17 protein-coding genes are annotated in these 21596 nt (G+C 60.4%); 7 read left to right on the forward strand and 10 right to left on the reverse strand.

What is annotated here, in order from left to right; translation table 11 throughout:
* Positions 1-11 precede the first annotated feature (11 nt).
* The 6 genes from icmF to GBEM_RS14190 all read right to left on the reverse strand — a co-directional run bounded on the left by icmF (position 12) and on the right by GBEM_RS14190 (position 8706).
* Entirely contained in the window at positions 12-3260 is a 3249-nt protein-coding gene (gene icmF, locus GBEM_RS14165) for a fused isobutyryl-CoA mutase/GTPase IcmF (RefSeq protein WP_012531268.1), read from the reverse strand.
* A gap of 37 nt (positions 3261-3297) precedes the next feature.
* Positions 3298-3870 carry a DUF6125 family protein gene (locus GBEM_RS14170; protein WP_012531269.1) on the reverse strand — a complete coding sequence of 191 codons (573 nt, stop codon included), beginning with the start codon at positions 3868-3870 and terminating at the stop codon, positions 3298-3300.
* Between the two features lie 144 nt (positions 3871-4014).
* Positions 4015-6000: a solute symporter family protein gene (locus GBEM_RS14175; protein WP_012531270.1), complete on the reverse strand. Its 1986-nt coding sequence runs from the start codon at positions 5998-6000 to the stop codon at positions 4015-4017.
* A gap of 13 nt (positions 6001-6013) precedes the next feature.
* Positions 6014-6322 carry a DUF485 domain-containing protein gene (locus GBEM_RS14180; RefSeq protein ID WP_012531271.1) on the reverse strand — a complete coding sequence of 103 codons (309 nt, stop codon included), beginning with the start codon at positions 6320-6322 and terminating at the stop codon, positions 6014-6016.
* Between the two features lie 40 nt (positions 6323-6362).
* Positions 6363-7127, reverse strand: coding sequence for an IclR family transcriptional regulator (locus tag GBEM_RS14185; protein WP_012531272.1), 765 nt, complete (start codon positions 7125-7127; stop codon positions 6363-6365).
* A 19-nt stretch (positions 7128-7146) separates the two neighbouring features.
* Positions 7147-8706 (reverse strand): acetyl-CoA hydrolase/transferase C-terminal domain-containing protein, encoded by a 1560-nt coding sequence (locus GBEM_RS14190; RefSeq protein ID WP_012531273.1) that lies wholly within the window; start codon positions 8704-8706, stop codon positions 7147-7149.
* A gap of 380 nt (positions 8707-9086) precedes the next feature.
* Between GBEM_RS14190 and GBEM_RS14195 the strand changes: the two genes are divergently transcribed.
* Positions 9087-9491, forward strand: coding sequence for a helix-turn-helix domain-containing protein (locus tag GBEM_RS14195; RefSeq protein ID WP_012531274.1), 405 nt, complete (start codon positions 9087-9089; stop codon positions 9489-9491).
* A gap of 50 nt (positions 9492-9541) precedes the next feature.
* Here GBEM_RS14195 and GBEM_RS14200 read toward each other — a convergent pair whose 3' ends face one another.
* A complete protein-coding gene (locus tag GBEM_RS14200; protein WP_012531275.1) occupies positions 9542-11179 on the reverse strand; it encodes a sensor histidine kinase in 1638 nt (545 codons plus the stop codon).
* Between the two features lie 232 nt (positions 11180-11411).
* Between GBEM_RS14200 and GBEM_RS14205 the strand changes: the two genes are divergently transcribed.
* The 4 genes from GBEM_RS14205 to GBEM_RS14220 all read left to right on the forward strand — a co-directional run bounded on the left by GBEM_RS14205 (position 11412) and on the right by GBEM_RS14220 (position 16590).
* Positions 11412-11909: a PaaI family thioesterase gene (locus tag GBEM_RS14205; RefSeq protein ID WP_012531276.1), complete on the forward strand. Its 498-nt coding sequence runs from the start codon at positions 11412-11414 to the stop codon at positions 11907-11909.
* 255 nt (positions 11910-12164) lie between these two features.
* Positions 12165-15434 (forward strand): cache domain-containing protein, encoded by a 3270-nt coding sequence (locus GBEM_RS14210; RefSeq protein ID WP_012531277.1) that lies wholly within the window; start codon positions 12165-12167, stop codon positions 15432-15434.
* A gap of 198 nt (positions 15435-15632) precedes the next feature.
* Positions 15633-15929, forward strand: coding sequence for a hypothetical protein (locus GBEM_RS14215; RefSeq protein WP_012531278.1), 297 nt, complete (start codon positions 15633-15635; stop codon positions 15927-15929).
* Positions 15930-16113: 184 nt separating this feature from the next.
* On the forward strand, positions 16114-16590 hold the full coding sequence (locus tag GBEM_RS14220; protein ID WP_012531279.1) for an SH3 domain-containing protein: 477 nt from the start codon (positions 16114-16116) through the stop codon (positions 16588-16590).
* Positions 16591-16698: 108 nt separating this feature from the next.
* Here the strand turns inward: GBEM_RS14220 and GBEM_RS14225 are convergent, their stop codons facing one another.
* The 3 genes from GBEM_RS14225 to GBEM_RS14235 form a co-directional block, all read right to left on the reverse strand.
* The gene (locus GBEM_RS14225; RefSeq protein ID WP_012531280.1) at positions 16699-17127 is read right to left on the reverse strand and encodes a YbaN family protein; all 429 of its coding nucleotides are present in this window, start codon (positions 17125-17127) and stop codon (positions 16699-16701) included.
* Positions 17128-17231: 104 nt separating this feature from the next.
* The gene (locus tag GBEM_RS14230) at positions 17232-18032 is read right to left on the reverse strand and encodes a metallophosphoesterase family protein (protein WP_012531281.1); all 801 of its coding nucleotides are present in this window, start codon (positions 18030-18032) and stop codon (positions 17232-17234) included.
* Positions 18029-18988, reverse strand: coding sequence for a diacylglycerol/lipid kinase family protein (locus GBEM_RS14235; protein ID WP_041262782.1), 960 nt, complete (start codon positions 18986-18988; stop codon positions 18029-18031). The genes GBEM_RS14230 and GBEM_RS14235 overlap by 4 nt, the downstream gene beginning before the upstream one ends.
* 284 nt (positions 18989-19272) lie before the next feature.
* Between GBEM_RS14235 and GBEM_RS14240 the strand changes: the two genes are divergently transcribed.
* Both GBEM_RS14240 and GBEM_RS14245 read left to right on the forward strand, forming a co-directional pair.
* On the forward strand, positions 19273-19686 hold the full coding sequence (locus GBEM_RS14240) for an SseB family protein (RefSeq protein ID WP_012531283.1): 414 nt from the start codon (positions 19273-19275) through the stop codon (positions 19684-19686).
* A gap of 328 nt (positions 19687-20014) precedes the next feature.
* Complete coding sequence (locus tag GBEM_RS14245) at positions 20015-21589, forward strand: methyl-accepting chemotaxis protein (RefSeq protein WP_012531284.1); 1575 nt, start codon at positions 20015-20017, stop codon at positions 21587-21589.
* The last annotated feature ends 7 nt before the right edge of the window (positions 21590-21596 follow it).

Here is a 21596-nt window from a genome sequence, read left to right on the forward strand (position 1 = left end):
ATGCCGTTGACCTACATGTTCCGCCGGTACTCCCCCCCCACCTGGTAGAGCGCGCGGGTGATCTGCCCCAAGGATGCGACCTTTACCGTCTCCATCAGCTCCCCGAAGATGTTGCCGCCGGAGACAGCTACCTCCTGGAGGCGCTTCAGGGCCAGCGGCGCCTTTTCCTTGTTCCGGTCCTGGAAGGCGCGCAGATTCTTGATCTGCTGTTCCTTCTCTTCCGCGGTTGCGCGCGCAAGTTCTCCCGGGACCTGGTACCCCTCCTCCCCGGCGCGGGGATTGAGGAAGGTGTTGACCCCGACGATGGGGAGCTCGCCGGAGTGCTTTTTGTGCTCGTAAAGCATCGATTCGTCCTGGATCTTGCTCCGCTGGTACTGGGTCTCCATGGCCCCCAGCACCCCTCCGCGCTGGTCGATCTTCTCGAACTCGGCGAGCACCGCCTCCTCCACCAGGTCGGTCAGCTCGTCGATGATGAACGCGCCCTGGAGCGGGTTCTCGTTTCTGGCGAGCCCCAGTTCCTTGGTGATGATCATCTGCACCGCCATGGCCCGCCGCACCGACTCCTCGGTCGGGGTCGTCACCGCCTCGTCGTAGGCGTTTGTGTGCAGCGAGTTGCAGTTGTCGTAGATGGCCATGAGCGCCTGCAGCGTGGTGCGGATGTCGTTGAAGTCCATCTCCTGCGCATGCAGCGACCGGCCGCTGGTCTGGATGTGGTACTTGAGCTTCTGGCTCCGCTCGTTGGCGCCATACTTCTCCCGCATCACCACCGCCCAGATCCTCCGCGCCACCCGCCCGATCACCGTGTATTCCGGATCGAGTCCGTTGGAGAAGAAGTAGGAGAGGTTAGGCGCGAAGTCGTCGATATGCATCCCGCGCGAGAGGTAGTACTCCACGTAGGTGAAACCGTTGGAGAGGGTGAAGGCGAGCTGCGAGATGGGGTTCGCCCCCGCTTCGGCGATGTGGTAGCCGCTGATGGAAACGGAGTAGTAGTTCCGCACCTGCTGCTCGATGAAGTACTGCTGGATGTCCCCCATCATCTTCAGGGCAAATTCGGTGGAGAAGATGCAGGTATTCTGCCCCTGGTCCTCCTTGAGGATGTCCGCCTGCACCGTGCCGCGCACCGTCTGCAGCGTGCAGGACTTTATCTCCTGGTACTCCGTCGCCGACGGCTCGCGCCCCTTTTCCGTCCTGAACTTCTCCACCTGCTGCTCGATGGCGGCGTTGAAGAACATGGCAAGCATCATCGGCGCGGGGCCGTTGATGGTGATGGAAACACTGGTGGAAGGGGCGCAGAGGTCGAATCCGGCGTAGAGCTTCGCTACGTCCTCGACGGTGCAGACCGAGACCCCGCTCTCCCCCACCTTGCCGTAGACGTCGGGCGGGTAATCCGGGTCCTCGCCGTACAGGGTCACGCTGTCGAAAGCGGTCGAGAGCCTCTTGGCGCCGTCGTCCTGGCAAAGGTAATGGAAGCGGCGGTTGGTCCGCTCCGGTGTCCCCTCGCCTGCGAACTGGCGCTTCGGATCCTCCTCCGCCCTTTTGAAGGGGAAGACCCCCGCGGTGTAGGGGAAGTACCCGGGGAGGTTCTCCTTCAGGCTCCATTTGACGATCTCCCCCCATTCCTCGTAATCCGGAACGCAGACCCTGGGGATGCGGGAGCCGGAGAGGGAGGTGGTGAAAAGCTCGGTCCTTATTTCCTTGTCGCGCACTCGTGTCACCAGTGCGTCCAGCTTATAGCTCGCCTTCAGCTCAGGCCACCCCTCGACAATGCGCCTGGGCTCCTCCTGCAGCTCCGCATCGGTGCTCTGAATCAGCTGGTCCAGCTCCGCTTGCGCCGCATCTCCCTGTACCTGCGCCCTTGCCCCCTTGAGCTGGAACAGGCTCCGCGCGATCTTGGACTGGCTCTCCACGTTCTTTCGGTAGCTGCGCGCCGTCTGTACGATCTCCCCCAGGTAATGGATCCGGTCCGGCGGGATGATGTACTGCTTCAGGCTGTCCCCTTCGGGTGCGCTCAATTGCGAGCGCCACTTGAGCTCCTTCTTCTCGTTGAAGCGGTTCAGGACGGCGAGATAGAGGACGTTGGTGCCGGGATCGTTGAACTGCGAGGCGATGGTGCCGAAGATCGGGAGCTCCTCGTCAGTCACCTCGAAGAGGTTTCGGTTGCGGCGGTACTGCTTGCGGACGTTTCTAAGCGCGTCCTCGGCCCCTTTCCTTTCGAACTTGTTGAGCGCGACCACGTCGGCGAAGTCGAGCATGTCGATCTTCTCCAGCTGCGTCGGCGCTCCGAACTCGCAGGTCATGACGTAGAGCGAGACGTCGCAGATCTCGACCACCCCCGCATCCCCCTGGCCGATCCCGGAGGTCTCCACGATAATCAGGTCGAACCCTGCCGCGCGCACCACGTCGATGGCGTCGCTGATGGCCGCGGAGAGCTCCGAGCGGGAGTCGCGCGTGGCAAGCGAGCGCATGTAGACCCGGTCCGTGTTGATGGAGTTCATCCTGATGCGGTCGCCCAGAAGCGCCCCGCCGGTCCGCTGGCGCGAAGGGTCGACGGCGAGGATGGCCACGCTTTTCTCCGGGAAGTCCCTGATGAAGCGGCGCACCAGTTCGTCGGTGAGCGAGCTCTTGCCGGCGCCGCCGGTCCCCGTGATGCCCAGGGTCGGCACCTCCCGCCCCATGCCGCGGATGGTCTCGCGCACCAGCCCATACCCCTCGTTATGATCGTGGACCGCCTGCTCGGCAAGCGTGATCAGGGCGTTCACGGCGCGCACATCCCGTTCTTTGAGCCGCTCGATCTCCGCTTGCAGGTCGCGCTCAACGTGGAAGTCGCAAAGCTCCAGCATGTGGTTGATCATCCCCTGCAGCCCCATGCGGCGGCCGTCCTCGGGGGAGAAGATCTTGCTGACCCCGTAGCTCTCGATCTCCTTTATCTCTTCCGGGACGATCACCCCGCCCCCTCCGCCGAAGACCTTCACCTGCTCCGCGCCCCGCTCCTTCAGTAGATCGCGAATGTACTTGAAGAAGGGGACGTGTCCCCCCTGGTAGCAGCTGACCGCGATCCCCTGGGCGTCCTCCTGGATGGCGGCGCTCACGATCGCCTCCACGGAGCGGTTGTGCCCCAGGTGGATCACCTCGGCCCCCGAGGCCTGGAGCATCCGTCGGATGATGTTGGTGGAAGCGTCATGGCCGTCGAAGAGGCTCGTGGCCGTGACGAAACGGATCTTGTTCTTGGATTTGTAGGGTGCCGCGGCTGCGGTGTGCATGGTGTCTCTCCTTTTCGTTTGAATCTTTCCGAGCGGCTCAGGGCTTCAGGGTGAACTCCCAGGCGCACCAGAACTCCTCAGGATGCTCGTCCGGCGGGCAGGCGATGCAATTCGTCTGGATCCGCGGGTCGATGGTGCTGGCGAAGCCGGAGTATTCGACGATACCGACGGATTTGCAGGGATGGTCCGGGAGCCCCTTGCGCTTTCTGGCGGACTGGACCCGGCAGTCGATCATGCGGAAGACGGCCCGGGTCTCCGTCACCTCCAGGCATTGCTGCAGGTTGAGCCGGGCGTAAAAACGGTGCTTCAGGCACTCCACCAGTGCGGGAATCCCCCCGCCCGGTTTCAGCCCCAGCCGCTCCATGATCCGCTTGGCCTCGATGACGGTGAAGAGCCTCCAGGCGTCGGTGTCGATATCGACCGCCACGTCCATGCCGAATTTCTTTTCCAGCGACTGGAACCAGACTCCGTCGTGGGCCAGCCAGTTCTTGGCGTCGTCGGTGATTATCCGGACCAGTTCCTCCTTGCTGAGCGAGTAAAGGAGCTGGATCCCCTCGTCGCCGGCAGCGTTTTCCGGTTCCGTTTTCTGCAAAGCGGTTTGCGTCGTCATGATCACCTCCTGGTGTTTTTTCTCCTTCCCCCGGAGGGGGGAGGCCGGGAGGGGGGAAGAGGGGACTGGCTCCGCCAGGTGCCTGTCCCCCTTGAGCGCATGATACCCCCTCCCTGGCCCTCCCCCTCCGGGGGCGGGAAGTTGCTAGTGATCTGTCGCCTTGGCTATCCCGAGGCCGGTGTTCTGCCGCACGTCGATCTCGGCGAACATGTCTTCGGCGCGGCGGTCGCGGAACAAGAGGCAACCAAATACGGCGGCCAGGAACCCGAGGGGCACCGAGACGATACCCGGGTTCTTCAGCGGGAATATCGGCTTATCGAGCCCGACCATGGAGCTGCCATCCTTGTTCTTCTCATATTCCACCCGGGACTTCTCCAGGGTCTTCAGCTCCTTGTCCGCCAGCGCCACGCCCGTTGCCTGCTTCTTTTCCAGGGTCTCGACGATCTTCTTCGCGTCGGCCGCGACCTTCTTGGGATAGGTCATCACCGGCGACACCATCACCAGCGCGAGGGCGGTGACGGTCCCGACCACGAGGCCGGAAACGATCCCCGCGGTGTTGAACTTCTTCCAGAAGAGCGAGAGCATGACCACCGGGAAGTTCCCCGAGGCGGCGACCGCGAAGGCGAGCGCCACCAGGGCGACCACGTTCTCCTTCTCGGCGGCAAGCCCCATCAGGATGGCGGAGGTGCCGACGAAAAGGGAGGTGATGCGCGCCACCTTCACCTGCAGGTGCTGGTCGGCCTTGCCGTCCTTGATGATGTTGACATAGACGTCGTGGGCGATGGCCGCGGAGGCTGCGAGCACGAGACCGGAGACGACGGCGAGGATAGTGGCGAAGGCTACGGCGCAGATGAAGGCCAGGAAGACGTCTCCGCCGAGGCTCCCGGCGCCCCCACCCATGTGCTGTGCCAATAAGAGCGTCGCCATGTTCCCACCTTTGTCCACCGCCAGGATGCCCTGGGGGGTCAGGTAGAGCGCTGCGCCGAAGCCGATGATGCTGATCATGAAGAAGAAGGTGGAGTTAAGGAAAAGGGCGATGATGATCGACTTGCGCGCTTCCTTGGCGCTGGGAACCGTGAAAAAGCGCATCAGGATGTGCGGCAGGCCGGCTGCGCCAAGCGCCCAGGCGATACCGAGCGAGATCTGATCCAGCGGGCTTTTCAGGAAGAGCCCGGGCTCCAGGAAGCGCTGGCCGTAATCCACCCCCGCCTTGGGAATGGCGTCCTTCAGTACGTTCAGCCTGACGTGATCCTGGATGGCCGGGTTGTTCACGATGTCGGTGAAGAAGGAGACCGGGTTGAAGCCCGCCTTCGCCGCGACCAGGATGCACAAAAGCGTGGTGGCGCCCATCAAGAGCGAGGCCTTGATGATCTGGACCCAGGTAGTGGCTTTCATGCCGCCGAAGACGACGTAGGCGACCATGAGGGCCCCGACCCCGATGACCGAGACGCGGTAAGGGATCCCGATCAGCATCTGCATCAGCTTCCCCGCGCCGACCATCTGCGCGATCAGGTAGAAGATCGAGACGGTGACGGTGGAGAGCGCCGCTACGCCGCGCACCACCTTGGGCGACGACCTGAAGGAGAGGATGTCGCCCAGCGTGTACTTGCCGGCGTTGCGGCAGGGCTCGGCGATGACCAGCAGGATGGCGATGAACGAGAACATCGGCCCCACCGCGTACATGAAGCCGTCGATGCCGTAGAGCGAGATGAGCCCCGACATGCCGAGGAAAGAGGCGGCCGACATGTAGTCGCCGGCTATGGCCCAGCCGTTTTGGAGGCCGGTGATCCCTCCGCCTGCGGTGTAGAAGTCGGCGGCGGTCTGCGTCTTCTTCGCGGCCCAGACCACCACCCCCATGGTGATGGCGATGATGAGCGCGAACATGCCGATGGTGATGCCGCGGTTGGGGGTCACCTTGGCGGGCTGGGTGTCCGCGCCCTTGGCCGGAGCGGCCTTGGCTGCGGTGGGCGCTGCCGCGGTGGCGGCTGCAGGTGCAACTGTTGCCGCAGGCGCTGCTATTGCCGGTGACTGCGGTGCGGCGGTGCCGACCGAGGCTGCGACTGCGAGGGGAGCGGCGGCGCAAACGGAGAACGTAAGAGCGAGCGTTATGGCGGCGATTCTTTTTTTCATGCTGTCCCCTCCTTTAATTAAGCACGTCAAGCAGCTGCTTGGTCAGCCGGTCGAAATCCTTGTTGGCGACGTGGGCGTAGTAGGCCGCGACGCCGATGGCAACCACGAACTGGGAGAGGATGAAGAGGTAGCCGAAATTGATGGGTCCGATCACCTTGATCCGGAACGCTTCCGGAAAATATCCTGAGATGACCGGGAGGAGCAGGTAGTAAATGGTCGAGATGATCCACCAGCTGAAGAGGAAACTCCTCTTCTTGTTCTTCAGTTCCAGAAACTTGCTGTTGTTCGCTATCTTTTCCCAGTCGTAACTCGTTTCCGCCATGGCTCTCCTCCTTGGTTAAGGTTTGACACATTCCCCTACATCACGGCCTTGCATAGCCGAATTTCATTGAAAGCAGCTCGCCGCTTAAAAGCAGCGAGGGTATGATCTCTTCTTCCAGCCGGGAGCCCAAAAACCGCACCGACGGCCCCAAAAGGGTGAGCGCGCCGACCACCTTGCCGGCATAGTCCCTTACCGCGACGGCCACGGTAATGACCCCCTCACCCATGCCACCGCAGTCGACGGCGACTCCCTTTTCCCTAATCGACTCCAGTTCGCGCCGCAAATCGGCCAGGTCCGGAAAGGCCGACCGGCCGCGGCGCCAGCTCTTGCCGATCTTTTCCAATAGGTCCCAGGAATCTATGGCGCGCATCACCTTGCCGGCGGCGTTGTTGAAGAAGGGGAACCTCCTCCCCACCAGCGGCTCGCCCTTCCCCCCGGCCTCGACGCAGGCCACGTCGACGAAAAGCACCTCCTCTCCTTTCAGGATGGCCATGTACACCGCCTCTTTGTGCCTTCGCGCCAGGCTTTCCATGACCGGGCGCACTTCCCGCACGATGCTGCCGTAAAGCGCCTCCACCTTTCCCCGGGAGTGCCCTTTGCCCGCCTTCGGCAAGAGCCTCTTCCCCGCCTCCTGCTGCTCCAGGCTTTCCAAAAGGCGCCTGGTCCGATACCTGCTGATACCGACTCTCCGCGCGAGCGCGGAGAGGGAGCACTCTTTTCCCTCGATGGCGAGCGCCTCCAGAAGCTCCACGGCCTTTTCCATCCGCTGCGGCGGGTTTCCCTCTTTGGCCCGCTTTTTTTTCATGGTTTCCCCCCGCTAGTACCTAGTCCCAGTTGGGGATCTTCATGGTCCCCTTTTCCGCCAGGCTCTGCTGCATCTTGAAGACCTTGAAGAGCATGTGGGGCTCGTGCCCGACGTTTTGCTCGAAGCACTCCCGCTGCGCCCGCTCGTAGTATTCCTGCATGATCGGCTTGTACTCGGGGTGTACGCATTTGGAGATGATCTGCTGAGCCCGCTCTCTCGGGCAGAGTCCGCGCAGGTCGGCGAGTCCCTGCTCGGTCACCAGCACGTCGAGGTCGTGCTCGGTATGGTCGACGTGGGGGACCATGGGGACCACGCAGGTAATGCCGTTTGCGTCGGTCTTCGACGGCCGGGTGGAGGGGGTGTGCATGATGGAGAGGTAGGCGTTTCTCAGGAAGTCCCCGGAGCCGCCGATACCGTTGATCATCCTGGTGCCCCCGACCAGTGTCGAGTTGGCGTGGCCGTAGATGTCGAATTCCACCGGGGTGTTCATGGCGATGACCCCCAGGCGGCGGATCGGCTCGGGGTTGTTGCTGATCTGCATGGGGCGCAGCACCACTTTTCCGGTGTAGAAATCCCAGTTGTCGTAGAGGCGCTGGAAGCCCCCCTCGGAGAGCGAGAGCGAGGTTGAGGAGGCGAAGTCGAGCTTGCCGGAGTCGAAGAAGTCCAGCATGGTGTCCTGGATCACCTCGGTCCAGACCTGGACGTTGCTGAACGGTCCCTGCACCAGCCCCCCCACCACCGCGTTGGCTATGTTGCCGACCCCCGACTGCAGCGGGAGCAGGTTTTTCGGCAGGCGCCCCGCCTTCACCTCGAACTGGAAGAAGTCGATGATATGCGCCGCGATCTGCTCCGACACGGCGTCGGGAGCGCTCAGGGCGCGCCCCCGGTCGGGCTTTTTGGATTCCACGATGGCGATGATCTTGTCCGGATCGCACGGGACGTAAGGTGAGCCGATCCGGTCGTCTACGCGGCTGATCAGGTACGGTTTCTTGTAGGGAGGGCGCTCGGTCATAACGATGTCGTGGAGCCCTTCGAAGGAGGGGATCGCCGTGTTGATCTCGATGATGAGCCGGTCCGAGTGCTGGATCACCTCGGTAGCGCAGCCGATGGAGCCGCCGAGGATGATGGAGCCGTCTTCAGTGATGCCGCTTGCCTCGATGAGCCCGAGATCGAACCCCCCTCCCCTTTCCTTGGTGTAGAAGCCGTAGGCGAGATCCTGGGCGTAGAGCGAGAGGTGCTTGTCTCCCATGCGCACGCCGCCGTTATTCACCTGCTTTTGCACCACATTCCCGGTCTGGTAGGGCCAGCGTTTGTCGGTCATGGAGAGCGATGCCCAGCGGTCCTCGATCTCGGCGCCGATGGAGGCGCCGATGAAGAGGTTGAACCGCATCTTCCCCTGCAGGTTGTTTTTCTCTACGTAGTCCGCCAGCGCCTCGGGCACCACCTTGGGATAGCCGACCGGCGTGAACCCTGACCACCCAAGGTCCATGCCGTTTTTGAAGAACGGGATGGTATCCTCGGCGCTCATGATCCTTTGGTGCAGACTCTTCTTCCTGATCCTCTGCTGCAGCTCGCTCATTTAAACCTCCGTTTTGATATCCCTGCCATAAGTCATGCCCCGGGCCGTTCATGTTCCAAGGGGCAACTCCAATCGGGCAACAGTGGCGGCGGCTAAGGAAAAACGCCCTGTCTTCGCGGCAGGGGGGCCTGGGCGCCATTCAGCTGATAAATCATGAGGAAAGGAGGTGCGGGAAGTCGGGACAGGATCGGATGTGGAAATAAAATATCTATCCTTTACGTTCATGTCAAGCACAAATAAAACAACTTTATAATATGTGGTCAAATTCGAAGGAATCGGGGAGTAACTCCCCGTTTTAGGGAACCGTTCTGCATACTCTGTTGACAAAACTGAAGGGATGGTCTAAAAGTGGGCCTCAGAACTTTACGTAAAGGTAAACCATGAACCAATTGAGGCAAGGCGAGACGGCGGTGGGGATAGGAGACCTGGCGAAAGAGTACGGGCTGACCACCAGGACTCTGCGTTACTGGGAAGAAGTGGGAATCATAGAATCGCTGCAGCGGCAGGACGGCGCCACTCGTGAATTCACCCCCTATTACTTCAGAAGGATCAAATTCATTCTGCGGCTGAAGGAGCTGGGACTAAGCATCCGCGAGATGCAGGACCTTTATCTCGCCTATGGCGAGGCGAAGAGCACGGAGAGAATGATCCCGCGTCTGATCGAGATTCTGGACCAGCATACCGATAAGGTTGATGGGAAAATGGCGCAGCTGGCTTCGCTTCGGAAGGAAATCGTGGAATACCGGCAAAAGATGCTGACGCGCCTTGCGCCGGAACCATATTAGGGCAGCACCGTCCGGTTAGCTGTTGCATTTGCCGAACGAATCCCCCTGCCCTAGCCGAGGGTGAAGTAGAAGGTCGCCCCTTTGCCGGGTTCGCTCTCGGCCCAGATCTGGCCGCCGTGCCGCTGAATGATGCGCTGCACGCTGGCGAGGCCGATGCCGGTCCCTTCGAAATCGCGCGCGTCGTGGAGGCGCTGGAACGGCTTGAACAGCAGATCCCCCAGGGCCATGTCGAAACCTGCCCCGTTGTCCCGGACGAAGTAGGCGGTCTTCCCCTGGTGGTCGATGGTGCCGAAAGCGATCTCGCTTAACTCCTTTTTGGCGGAGTACTTCCAGGCATTCCCCAAAAGGTTGTCCAGGACCACGCGCAAAAGATGTGCATCGGCGACACCGCGCACGCCCGGCTGGACAAGGAGGGAGACGTTGCGCTGAGGCTCGGCGCGTTTGAGTTCGGCGTAAAGTTCCTCCACCAGACCGGTTATCTCCACCTCTTCCCGGACCGATTCACCTACGCTTCGGCGCGAGAAGTTGATCAGCGTGTCTATCAGGTGGTTCATCCTGATGCTGCCGTTGAGGATCTCCCGTACGTATTCCCTGCACTGCGGGTCCATGCCGGGACCGTAAAGCTCGAGCAGCACCTGGCTGAAGCCGTTGATGGCGGTGAGAGGCCTTCTGAGGTCGTGGGAAACGGTGTAGCTGAACGCCTCCAGTTCCTCGTTGGCAAGCTCCATCTCGCAGGCGCGCGCCGAAAGATGCGTGTGCAGCACCTCGATCTCCTCGGCAGCCTGTTTGCGCTTGGTGATGTCGGAGACCATGGCGAACGCCCCGGTGAAGTCGCCGCTTGGGCCTTTTACCGGGATGGCGGAAACGCTGGCCCACATCCTGGAGCCGCCGTTGCGCAGCAAGATCGTCTCGTAATGCTCGGACAGCCCCTTTTCCCGGCTCTTCATTTTAGCGGCTATCTCGTCGTGCAGGCAGCCGTCGACGAACTCAAGGAAAAGACGCCCGACGACGTCGCCGACCTCCAGGCCCAGCATCTCGGCGAACTGACGGTTGGCGTAGCTTACGCGCCCTTCGGCATCGACGGCTAGTATCCCCTCCTGGGAGGTCTCCACTATCATGCGGTAGCGCTCTTCGCTCTCCTTCAGAGCCTTTTCCGCAGCCTTCCATTCGGTCACGTCGGTCATGACGGCAAAGGAGCGCAGCAGTTCCCCCTGGGGTCCCCGCTCCCCCGAGGCGACAAGGAGCACGTCCAGGAGCTCCCCGCTCTTTTTCACCATCTGATAATGGACGTTGCGGCAAAAACCGGTGCGGAAGAACTCGGGCAGGACGACCTCTTCGGCATAGCGGCGCGATTCCTCGGTGAGAAAATCGGTCGACTTGCGCCCGATCACCTCCTCCCGCTGGTAGCCCAGCACCTCGACCCAGTAGTTGCTGACTCCCAGGAGCAGCCCGTTGCGGTCGATGGAGTGCAGCATGACCGGAGTGTCGTTGTAGAGGGAGCGATACCCCTCCTCGTCGGAACGCTGGGATTCGATGACGCGGCGCAACTGCGCATTCTCGGCCTCGACCCGCGCCAGCCTGCGCTGCAGATCCTGCAGTAACAAGGCCCCCTTTGGGTCCGGCAGGGAGATGTCGAGTGGAGCCTTCGGTAATTTCTCCCGCCGCTCCGGCGTCAGGTCGTCTTGCATCACTTTGCTCCAGCTTTCGTGGCACGATGAGTGAGTTTTTGTTTACGCCTTGCAGCTGAAAGTGTCAACTAGAATCACGGCGTCCGGCGCCTGGAAGCCAGCAATGTCAACCGGTTGACCGGGAACCAGGGGCCATCCGGCCCGGGCCGCGTCCCCCCTTTATTTCCCGGGCGAAATCTGATAAGGTACCGCCACGTTAATGTATACAAAAACATCCTAAGGAGAAATCGCAGTGCCTACTTCGACTGTACTGAAAGCTTGTGACGAGATGCAACCGGAAATAGATTTAAGCGGCGAGGCCGGTTGGACCCCTTTCGACGCACCCGCACTGGTGGGGGATTCGCTCCGCTTTGTCTCCGGCGACAGAAGCGGAGACCGCTTCCGGGCCCGCTACTACCGCGACGCCGACAATCATCTCCACGCCAGGTTCTGGCTTGGCCCCGAAGCCGAAGGCCCCCCGGGGCATGCACACGGCGGCGCAGTCGCAGCGATCATGGACGAGGCGCTCGGGTTGGCGGGATGGGCCGAGGGGTACTCCATCGTAGTGGGAAACCTGAACGTCAGCTTCCGTAACATGCTCCCCTTGGGGAGGGTGATCACCGTGGAAAGCAGGGTCGTCTCCGTCGAAGGGCGCAAGATCATGGTGCACGGCCGCATCTTCTGCGGCGACACGACCTATGCCGAGGCGCAATGCCTCTGCATCACCATCCCCGGCATCCCAGGCAAATAAATCTCCGTACCTGCGGTGGCGCGAGCCGTCACCGCAGGTTTTGCTTTGTACTTCCCTCAACTGAACAACCTTTTCCTCACCGACAATCTTTCAGATCTGCACCATGCTGACATAGCAGCACCTCGCCCTATTACCACACCTTTTTGTAAAGTAATTTTTCTTTTTCCCATAAAGTTTACCCCTCCGGCACCGATAATTTGACTAACAAGCGCAACGCCCTCGTCTACCATCAAATCTCAGCACCGGAGACCCTAAATGAAGATGAAAAAGTTTAAAGACTGGAAGATCGGAACTAAGGTAATGAGCATCTCCGTAGCGATGATCGTCATGATCACTGCCATAAACTTCCTCTATCTGATGCCGGTACTGCAAAAAGAGATATTGGAAGAAAGAGAGGCTACCATCAGGTCGGTGGTGGATCTCCCCTACGAGTTGATCGCCGAATACCAACAAAGATTCGAAAAAGGGGAGTTCACCCTTGAGGAAGCGCAAAAACGCGCCAAGGATCGCATCAGGGTCATGCGTTACGACCAGAAAGAGTACTTCTGGATCACCACGGTGGATGCCGGAATGCTCTTGCACCCCCTCAAGCCCGAACTGGAAGGGAAGGATCAAAGCGGGGTCAAGGATCCCCAAGGCAAGGCCATTTTCGTCGAAATGGCCAACGTCGCCAAGGCCCAAGGATCCGGGCTGGTCAGCTACATGTGGCCCAAGCCGGGCGAAACGGCCTCCACGGAGAAGATCGCCTACGTCAAACTCTACAAGCCATGGGGTTGGGTGGTCGGAAGCGGCCTGTACGTAGACGACATGAATGCGGTGATAGCCGTCATGCGCTGGAAGCTCGCGGCCATGACGCTCGTTTTCGCCCTCGTGGCGCTCGCCCTCGGCTACCTTATTTCCTCCCGCATCAGCAAGAACATCGGCCAGGTGATCCATGCGGCCGATGCGCTTGCCCTTGGCGACGTCAAGGTCGAGATAAAGGCCGACTGCGAGGATGAAACCGGGATGCTCGCCGAAGCCTTCGGCAAGATGATCGGCAACGTCGCCGAAGCGGCCAAGGCTGCGGAGCGAATAGCCAACGGCGACGTCGGCTTCGAACTTGCGGTGAAGTCGGACCAGGACGTCCTCTCCAAAAACCTGAACATCACCATTGCCGCGGTAAAAGCGATGGCCAAGGACGCAGACCTCTTGGCCAAGGCCGCAGTCGAGGGAAAACTTTCCTTGCGCGCCGACGCCTCGCAGCACCATGGCGAATACAAAAAGATCATCGACGGCTTCAACGCAACCATCAACAGGCTGGTGGGGCTCCTCGACAACATGCCGGCACCGGCCATGATCGTCGATAACGACTTTACCGTCTTATACATGAACCAGATCGCGGCGCAGGTGGGAGGGAAAATACCGGCGCAGGTTGTGGGGACGAAATGCCACGACCACTTCAAGACCTCCGACTGCAAGACCGGCAACTGCGCCTGCGGCAAGGCCATGCAAAGCGGGGCCGTGGCCAACAGCGAGACCGATGCGCATCCGGCTGCGGGCGTCGACCTCGAGATCGCCTATTCTGGCACTCCGCTTCGCGACGATGCGGGGCGGGTCGTCGGCGCCTTCGAGGTGGTTTCAGACCAGACGGCGATCAAGAACGCGGCACGACTGGCGAAGAAGATCAGCGACTACCAGGACAACGAAACGAATAAACTGGTCCACGGGCTTGAGAAGCTGGCCAAGGGGGACATGGAGTTCGAAATCAGGACGGAGGCAGCGGACCAGGACACCAAGGAAGCCAGGGAGATCTTCGAGTCGCTCGCCGGCGCCGTCAACAGCTGCGCGGGCGTCATCAGGACCCTCAATTCGGACGCAGGAACGCTGGCGCAGGCAGCCAAGGAGGGACGCATCACCGCCCGCGCCGACGCAGACAAGCACCAGGGTGCCTACAAGCAAATCGTACAGGGCGTGAACGACAGCATGGCCACCATGGTGGGCTTCCTGGACAACATACCCAGCCCCGCGATGATTATCGACCCGGATTACAACGTACTGTACATGAATCCTTTGGGTGCCAAGGTCGGCGGCAAAACGCAGGCACAGGTCCATGGCACCAAGTGTTACGACCATTTCAAAACCAGCGACTGCAAAACGGCCAACTGCGCCTGCGCCCAGGCGATCGCCGGAGGGCACGAGGCGACCAGGGAAACGGACGCACACCCGGGCGGGCTCGACCTGGACATCTCCTACACCGGCGTCCCGATCAAAGACGCTGCCGGAAAGGTAGTCGGGGTATTCGAAGTGGTGACCGACCTCACCTCGGTCAAACAGGCGGCCCGACAGGCGCAGAAAATCTCGGATTACCAGAACAACGAAACAAGGAAACTGGTCGAAGGCCTGGACAAGGTCGCCAAAGGGGACGTCACGATAACGCTTGAAACGGAACCTGCCGACGCCGACACGAACGAGGCCAAACGCACTTTCGACACCATCGCCGCCGCCGTGAACAGCTCGGTCGAGGCGACAAGGCATATCGCCGAGGCTGCCAAGCTGATCGCTGGAGGAGATCTCACCGTCGAGATAAAAGAGCGCTCCCCCGAGGACAGACTGATGATGGCCCTGAAAGCGATGGTGCAGAAGTTAAGCGAGGTGGTGACGGATGTGAAAGGAGCAGCCGACAACGTCGCTGCGGGAAGCCAGGAACTCTCCTCGAGTTCGGAGATGATGTCGCAAGGTGCGAGCGAGCAGGCTGCCGCCGCGGAAGAGGTATCTTCCTCGATGGAAGAGATGTCCTCCAATATCAGGCAAAACGCCGACAACGCCCTTCAGACCGAAAAAATCGCCTCCAAATCCGCCAAGGATGCCGAAGAAGGGGGCAAGGCGGTCGACCACACCGTCAACGCCATGAAGGAGATCGCCGGGAAGATCTCCATCATCGAGGAAATCGCACGGCAGACCAACCTCCTCGCCCTGAACGCGGCCATCGAGGCGGCGCGCGCCGGCGAGCACGGCAAGGGGTTCGCGGTCGTGGCATCGGAAGTGCGCAAACTGGCCGAGCGAAGCCAGAGGGCTGCGGCGGAAATCTCCGGGCTCTCCGCAAGCAGCGTGGAGATCGCGGAGAAGGCCGGTCAGATGCTGAATCAGATGGTCCCCGACATCAAGAAGACGGCGGAACTGGTGATGGAAATCAGCGCCGCCTGCCGCGAGCAGGACACCGGCGCAGAGCAGATCAACAAGGCCATCCAGCAACTCGACCAAGTCATTCAGCAAAACGCCTCGGCATCGGAGGAGATGTCCTCCACCGCGGAAGAGCTTTCCACCCAGGCGGAACAACTCCAGGAAGCGATCGGTTATTTCAAGGTGACGGGAATGCGGGAAACGGCGAAAAGGCAAGCGGAGATGCCTTTGCGGCAGGCCGCAGCCAAACCGGCCAAGAAGAAGCTGAGCCAGGCAGGAACCCCGCCCGCAGAGAAGCGCAAGATAGCAGCAGGTGGACTGTCGCTGGAGTTGGATCAGGAAGATGGCGAATTCGAACGTTTCTAGAAGACCATTTTCTTAGGAATTAGTCGTAGACTGCGGCACCCTATTGTATTTGATATGGTGCCGCCGTTTTTTTGAAAGTTTTTTCTTAAGTAACCCAAGAACAGGCCGATAACACAGTAAAACTTGCAGCGAACCCCTGTGAATAAGCATAATGGGGTTTTTTGAAGGCCGCCAGGTGCTGGTCGTGAAAGGATGAAAATGGAAAAAGCGCCGTTTATTTTGGTACTGTTCGTCTCAATAATTGGACTGCTCGCTGCCAATCCAGGTTTCAGGGACATCGCCGAGCACGATAAATGCGAGATATCCAGCTATGACTACGCGAAACTGCATGCAGCTATGGAGCATGACGCAGAGATAGCCGCCCTGGCAAGACGGGAGCTGACGCAGGATCATGTCACTATCGCCCAGTACAACAGGGTCATGCGGAAAATAGATAGCATTAAGCTAAAGCAAGCGCACCAGGTTGCCGCTGTGCAGCAGGCGAGCCTGAGATAGACCGATTTTTTCTATTGAACAATTCTCATAATGTAGTTATTATCTTGACCATTAAAAAATATTTGTTTCAATAGAGCCACCATCTCCTGCCAGTTTTGGAAAGCGAACTGTCAGGTGCATATGATCGGCAAACGCGATTCAGCATCGACCGAATGGCCTGCAATCTAATAGCAAAGGAGAAGTCATGAGAAAAGACATCCGCAGTATCATTCTTGCAGCAGCAGCCGTCGCTGCGTTTGCAGTCCCCGCCGTGGCTGAGAGCAGCACGGTCTGCACCGTAACTGCACCGGAGATGAGGCTCAGAAAGAGCCCCAGCAAAAAGGCCAAGGTAGTGGCGATCATCAAAAAGGACACCAAAGTAACGGCGGAGCAGTGCTCGGGCGGATGGGTCAAAGTCTCCTCGCAAGACGGCAAGCTCAACGGATACATCGGGGGCTGGGCGCTCGCCGCTGCCCCGACTCAGGTCGCCGAGGCGCCGGCAACGCAAGTAGCCGACACGGCTCCCTCCACTATCGCGGCACAGAAAGAGATCCCCTCCAACGAAAAGCTCGCCATGCAGATCACCGAGCTGCGCCTGAACGTGCTCGGCATCGAGCGCGACATGCAGCAGATGCACAAGGAGATCCGCAAAATCAAGTCGACCTTGCGGCACAAAAAATAAACTGGCGGTGCAGGGGCGAGGCTCCCTGACCGTTTAACTTAAAGAGGGCGCCCCAGGTCAGGGACGCCCTCTTTTGTTTGCTGTGGTTTACCGTCTCAGGTTTCAGGTTTATCGGCGTCGCCCCCCCGGTGTGGGAACAGGCGGCAGCAGCAGGAGATAAACCGTGACGACCGCCGCGATGGTAAGGAGCAGCAACTTTGCCCAGGTGCTCTCGACGAACCATGCCGTCACCGGGAACGAGATCCAGATAGCACAGACAGCGCATGCCTTTGCCTTGCGTGAAATTCCGCCGTGCACCAGATAGTCCTTCAAGATCGGGCCAAGGTGACGATGTTCGACAAGCCATGTATGAAATTTCTCAGAGCTCCTTGAGAAGCAGAACACAGCCAGCAGCAGGAAAGGCACGCTCGGTACCAGGGGAAGGAACAAACCGATAACCGCGCAAGCAATGGAAACCCAGCCGACGCCTATGAGTATCAAGCGCAGCACCTCGTTCTTCACCTGCCTGCCGCCTCGCCTCCCTATGACATAACGCATGCGCATTCCTCTCCTTAACTACTTAACATGCCAACCCATTGTAAGCGAGCTGCACCGGTTTTGACGAGAAAAAAGGGGCGGGACTAAGGCACCGAATGCATCACCTATTGAAGGAGAAGGATCTCCCGTCCGGCAAGACAAAAAACTCCGCGGGCATCGTAGTCCCAGCGCTCGACCAGGCAACTGCGCGGCTCATCTTCTTTGCGGTAGCGGATCAGGTTGACCGAGTTGGGAATATCGCCGCGGACCCGGCGGGAAACGGCGGTCCCGGCAAGGACGGACCAGACCGCGCGGGGAATCCCGTGGACTTCCTTCAGGAGGCGCACATGCGGGAGATGAACGTGTCCCCCGAGGATCAAGTCGGCGCCGGCTTCGGCCCAGGCGTGGATGGCGGACTGGTGGTTTCTCAACAGATTTTTCACATCGCTTTGCCGGGTGGCGCGCACGGGCTGGTGCGCCACTACGACTCGCAGTTGCCGGGGCGAGCCCGCCTGGAGACGGCGGCTCACCGTCTCGATCTGCCGGGGCGACACTTCACCGTGCTTGTGGCGCGAAGGGCGCGTCGTGTTGGCCCCCACTACCAGGAGCTCTTGCGACTCGAATACCGGCTCCAGGTTGCGGCCGAAGCTGCGTTGAAAATTGCCGTAGGGTGAGAAAACCCGCCCTAGGATGTTGAAAAGAGGGAGGTCATGGTTCCCGGGGATCACCAAGAGGTGCGGCACGGGCATACGCTCCAGAAAGTCGACAGCCGCTTTGAACTGCCAGCCGCGGGCGCGCTGGGTGACGTCCCCTGAGAGCACCAGGAGATCCGGGTGCAGGTCGCCGGCCAATTGCAGCAGCGCCTCGGCCACGGCCGGAATTTCCGTGCCGAAGTGGGTGTCGGATATATGCAAGATGGCACTCACCCCCCCTCTCCCCCCACCGTTTTGGAACGGGGGACGACGAGCAGCAGCGAGTCGGGTGCTGCCTGGAACACCAGCGGAGGAACCATCCAGGTAACCTCGCCGTCCGTTGCCACCTTGATGCGCCTGCCGCCGTGCAGCGGTTTCACCGAAAGCCTCTTGAAGGAAAAGGACTCGACGGCATCCGCTTCCCCCAGCTTTCCCAGCACGGCCAGTGCCAGGGCTGAGATCAGTTGTCCCACCCCTTGAGCCTTCACCGCGATCGCCGCCAGTTCCCCTTGCTGCACGGCGCGCGCCTCAGGCAGCCCCACCTGCCGCAGTTGCAGCAGGTTGTTGTCGACTACCAGGGTGCAGATGTGCACCACGTCGCTCCCAGCGCCGTCGTCGAGGGCCAGCACCAGCCGCGGTGGCGGAGCCAGCAAGGTCGCAAGGCCCGACAGCGCAGCAACGAACCTGCTGCGCCCGAATCTCTGCTTATGAACCTCTCGTTTTTCCAGCAGCTTGGGGTAAAGGCCCAGGCTTGCATTCACCAGGAACGGGCGCTGGTTCACCAGCCCGACCTGCACCGGCCGCAGCACCCCGTGCAACAGCAAGGAACAGGCCTCTTCGGTATCGAGCGGGATCCCGTGGGCGCGGCTGAAATAGTTGAAGGTACCCTGGGGGAGTACGCCGAAGGGAGACCCCGAAGGGAGCACCTCCCGGACCACGGCGTTGATGGTCCCGTCCCCCCCCGCGGCGACGACGGTTCCCTGCTGCTGCCGTGCGAGCAACACGGCCTCCCGCGCCGCCTCCGGCAGCCGCCTTATGTCGCTTACGCGCCACAGGCGGTAAGGACGCTTCCCCGCGGCAAGGACGCTGCGGATGGCATCCTCCCTTTGGACCGCGTCCTTGTCTCCGGAGCCGGCGTTCATGACTATGAAGAAGGGGCTCGGCGCGAGCTGGTTCGTATCGTTTGACACTGTCAAGAGAGACTCCTTCGGCCGGAACGTGTACAGCGGATTCCCCGGCAGCAAGGGGCGAAGCGCCGGCGCAAGATTGGAATTCTATCATACCCGCTATCAAGGGAAGCATCCTCCCGTCTCTTGGGCAACGAACGCGTCGCCCCCGCCCAGGCGCCGGACCGGATGCCCCCCTCCCCCGGCCGCCGCACGAAGGCCGATATTATGCTTGTAATGCTTTTTGCGGTTTAGTATGTTTCCCGAAGACAAAACAACACACGTTCACCTAAGACAAAGGAACCACGATGGAAAAACTAGACGAGGCGCTGGTCGAACTGCGCCAGGACATGCGGGACCAGAAGAAGCAGTCGGCCTTTTACGATCTCTTTCTCAACTCCGCCTTTTTCGTTCCCATCCTGAACAACGACCAGCAGCAGGACGATACGGCGGGAGTCATTCCGGTTATCACCGAGGCTGAAGGAAACGATTACCTGATGATATTCAGCTCGCTGGAGCGGCTGAAGGCCTGGGCCGGCGAGGAAGGGAAGTTCATAGAAGCGCCGGGATTCCTGTTGGCCCAGAACACCACGCCCCCCCTGCACTGGGCTTTGAACGTCGGGACCGAGTTCTCCAAACAGTTCCACCCCGAAGAAATAAAGTGGCTCAGGGATTCGGTGGAGCGCTGCAACGCCGAGGCAGCCAAGGGCGCCGGAGCCTGATAGGCGCCTCGGGCGGAGTTGCCGCCTTTCCCCAAAATCGCATTCGCCGACTTCGAAGGCGCCCGTGAAACAGACAGGGCGCCTTTTTCTTTTCCCAAGGCGCACCCGCCAAGCTCGCTATACCCCTCTGCAAACGCACGAACGACCCTCAATCGAGACTGTATACAGTTTTTATTAAAGTCATAGTCTTTCTCGCCGAACCTAATAGGTAGCAAGATAGACTCTCTTATGCGTTATGCCTTCCCTTTTGAAAAGTACGCGGCGGGCTTCTTTCTTGTGTAATGCGCAAAGACGCGCGACGATCAAAACAGAAAGGAGTTCCCGCTGCATGGAAACTATCTGGCACTACTATCTCTGTCTCACCATCAAGACCAGGTTGATGATTTTATGCCTGTGCTACAGCTTGTGCATCGTCGCTGCAACAGTTGCAGGTTCACTCGACTCACAGATCTGGCAGTGGGGACTGACGATTTTGTTCATCGCCATGGGCGCGCTATTCGGCGGCATCAACATCTGGGGCATCACCAGTGCGATCGCGCGGACCATCAACAACCTGGAGACGCTGGCACAGGGGAACCTCAGCCAGGAGATCGTAATCAAGCGCACCAACGAGATCAGCAAACTCCTCCACGCCATGCGCAAGATGGTCGGCAACCAGACCGAGGTGCTGCGCAACATCCACGGCGCCAGCCTGCAGATGGAACAGTCTTCCTTTCAGATTTCCGAGATCTCCAACGAGATAGCCGATAGCACCAAGGCACAGCAAGCGCAGGTGCTGCAGGTTTCCGAAGCAACCGGCGAGGTGCTCACGATTTCTTCATCGGTGCGCGAACTCTCCGATATGATGCTGAACGAATCCCTGGTGACCGAAAAGGAGGCCGAACAAGGCCTTGACGCCACCAACCAGAACATCGACCAGATGCGTTTAACGGTCACCGAGGTAAACCGCGCAGCGGAAGAGACTTCGGGGTTGAACCAGGTGGCGGAGGAGATCCACAAGATCATCGCCAGCATCACGGACATAGCGGACCAGACCAACCTTTTGGCGCTCAATGCCGCCATCGAGGCCGCAAGGGCAGGAGAACAGGGTCGCGGCTTTGCCGTAGTGGCCGACGAGGTCCGCAATCTCGCCACACGTACCTCGAGGGAGACCCAAGAGATCACCAGGATCATCTCGTCCCTGGCGGAACAGGTAACCGCTACCATGGGGACCATGGAACGGATCGTCGAACGCGTCAACGGCGGCGAGCAAAAGACCCTGCAGACGGCCCAGATAATACAGAGCATGGCCTCCTCCGTCCGCGAGACCTCCGCGGCCAGCCGGCGCATCTCCGATGCGAGCAAATCGCAGATGGAGCGGCTCACGCAGTTGCAGCAAAGCCAGGAATCGCTCTTCCACACCATAAAGGACAACGGGGCCAAGATCGGGGTCACCGCCACCATCAGCGGGGACCTCAACGCCGTCACCAAGCAGTTCAACCGCCTGCTGGACAACTTCACCTTCAGTACCGAAACCGAAATCGAGCGTTCCGCGCGCGAGCAGCGGCAGTACCCGCGCGCGAACAACGGGCTTCTGGCCGTGATGCGCGAGGCAGGCTCGCAGCAGGAGATCCAGGGAATTACCAGCGATTTCAGCATGACCGGGCTCCAGCTGCGCATCGCCGCGCAGGCCGGCCTCAAAGAGGGGCAACTCGTCGAGGTGGAACTGATGACTCCCGGCACTTCCCTGGACGAATTCGAGCAACAGGAGCCGCTCAAGATCGCTGCGCGGGTGGTGTGGCTCCGTACCAACCATGAGGGTGCCGCCTGCGGCCTTGAATTCAACCCCCTGGTCCCGGCACAACAGCAGCGCCTGGAAGCCTGCTTCCGGCATTTCAAGAAGAACTCCCGCTTCAAAAGCTAGCGAGGCG

Source organism: Citrifermentans bemidjiense Bem (assembly GCF_000020725.1).
GTDB classification, from domain to species: Bacteria; Desulfobacterota; Desulfuromonadia; order Geobacterales; family Geobacteraceae; genus Geomonas; species Geomonas bemidjiensis.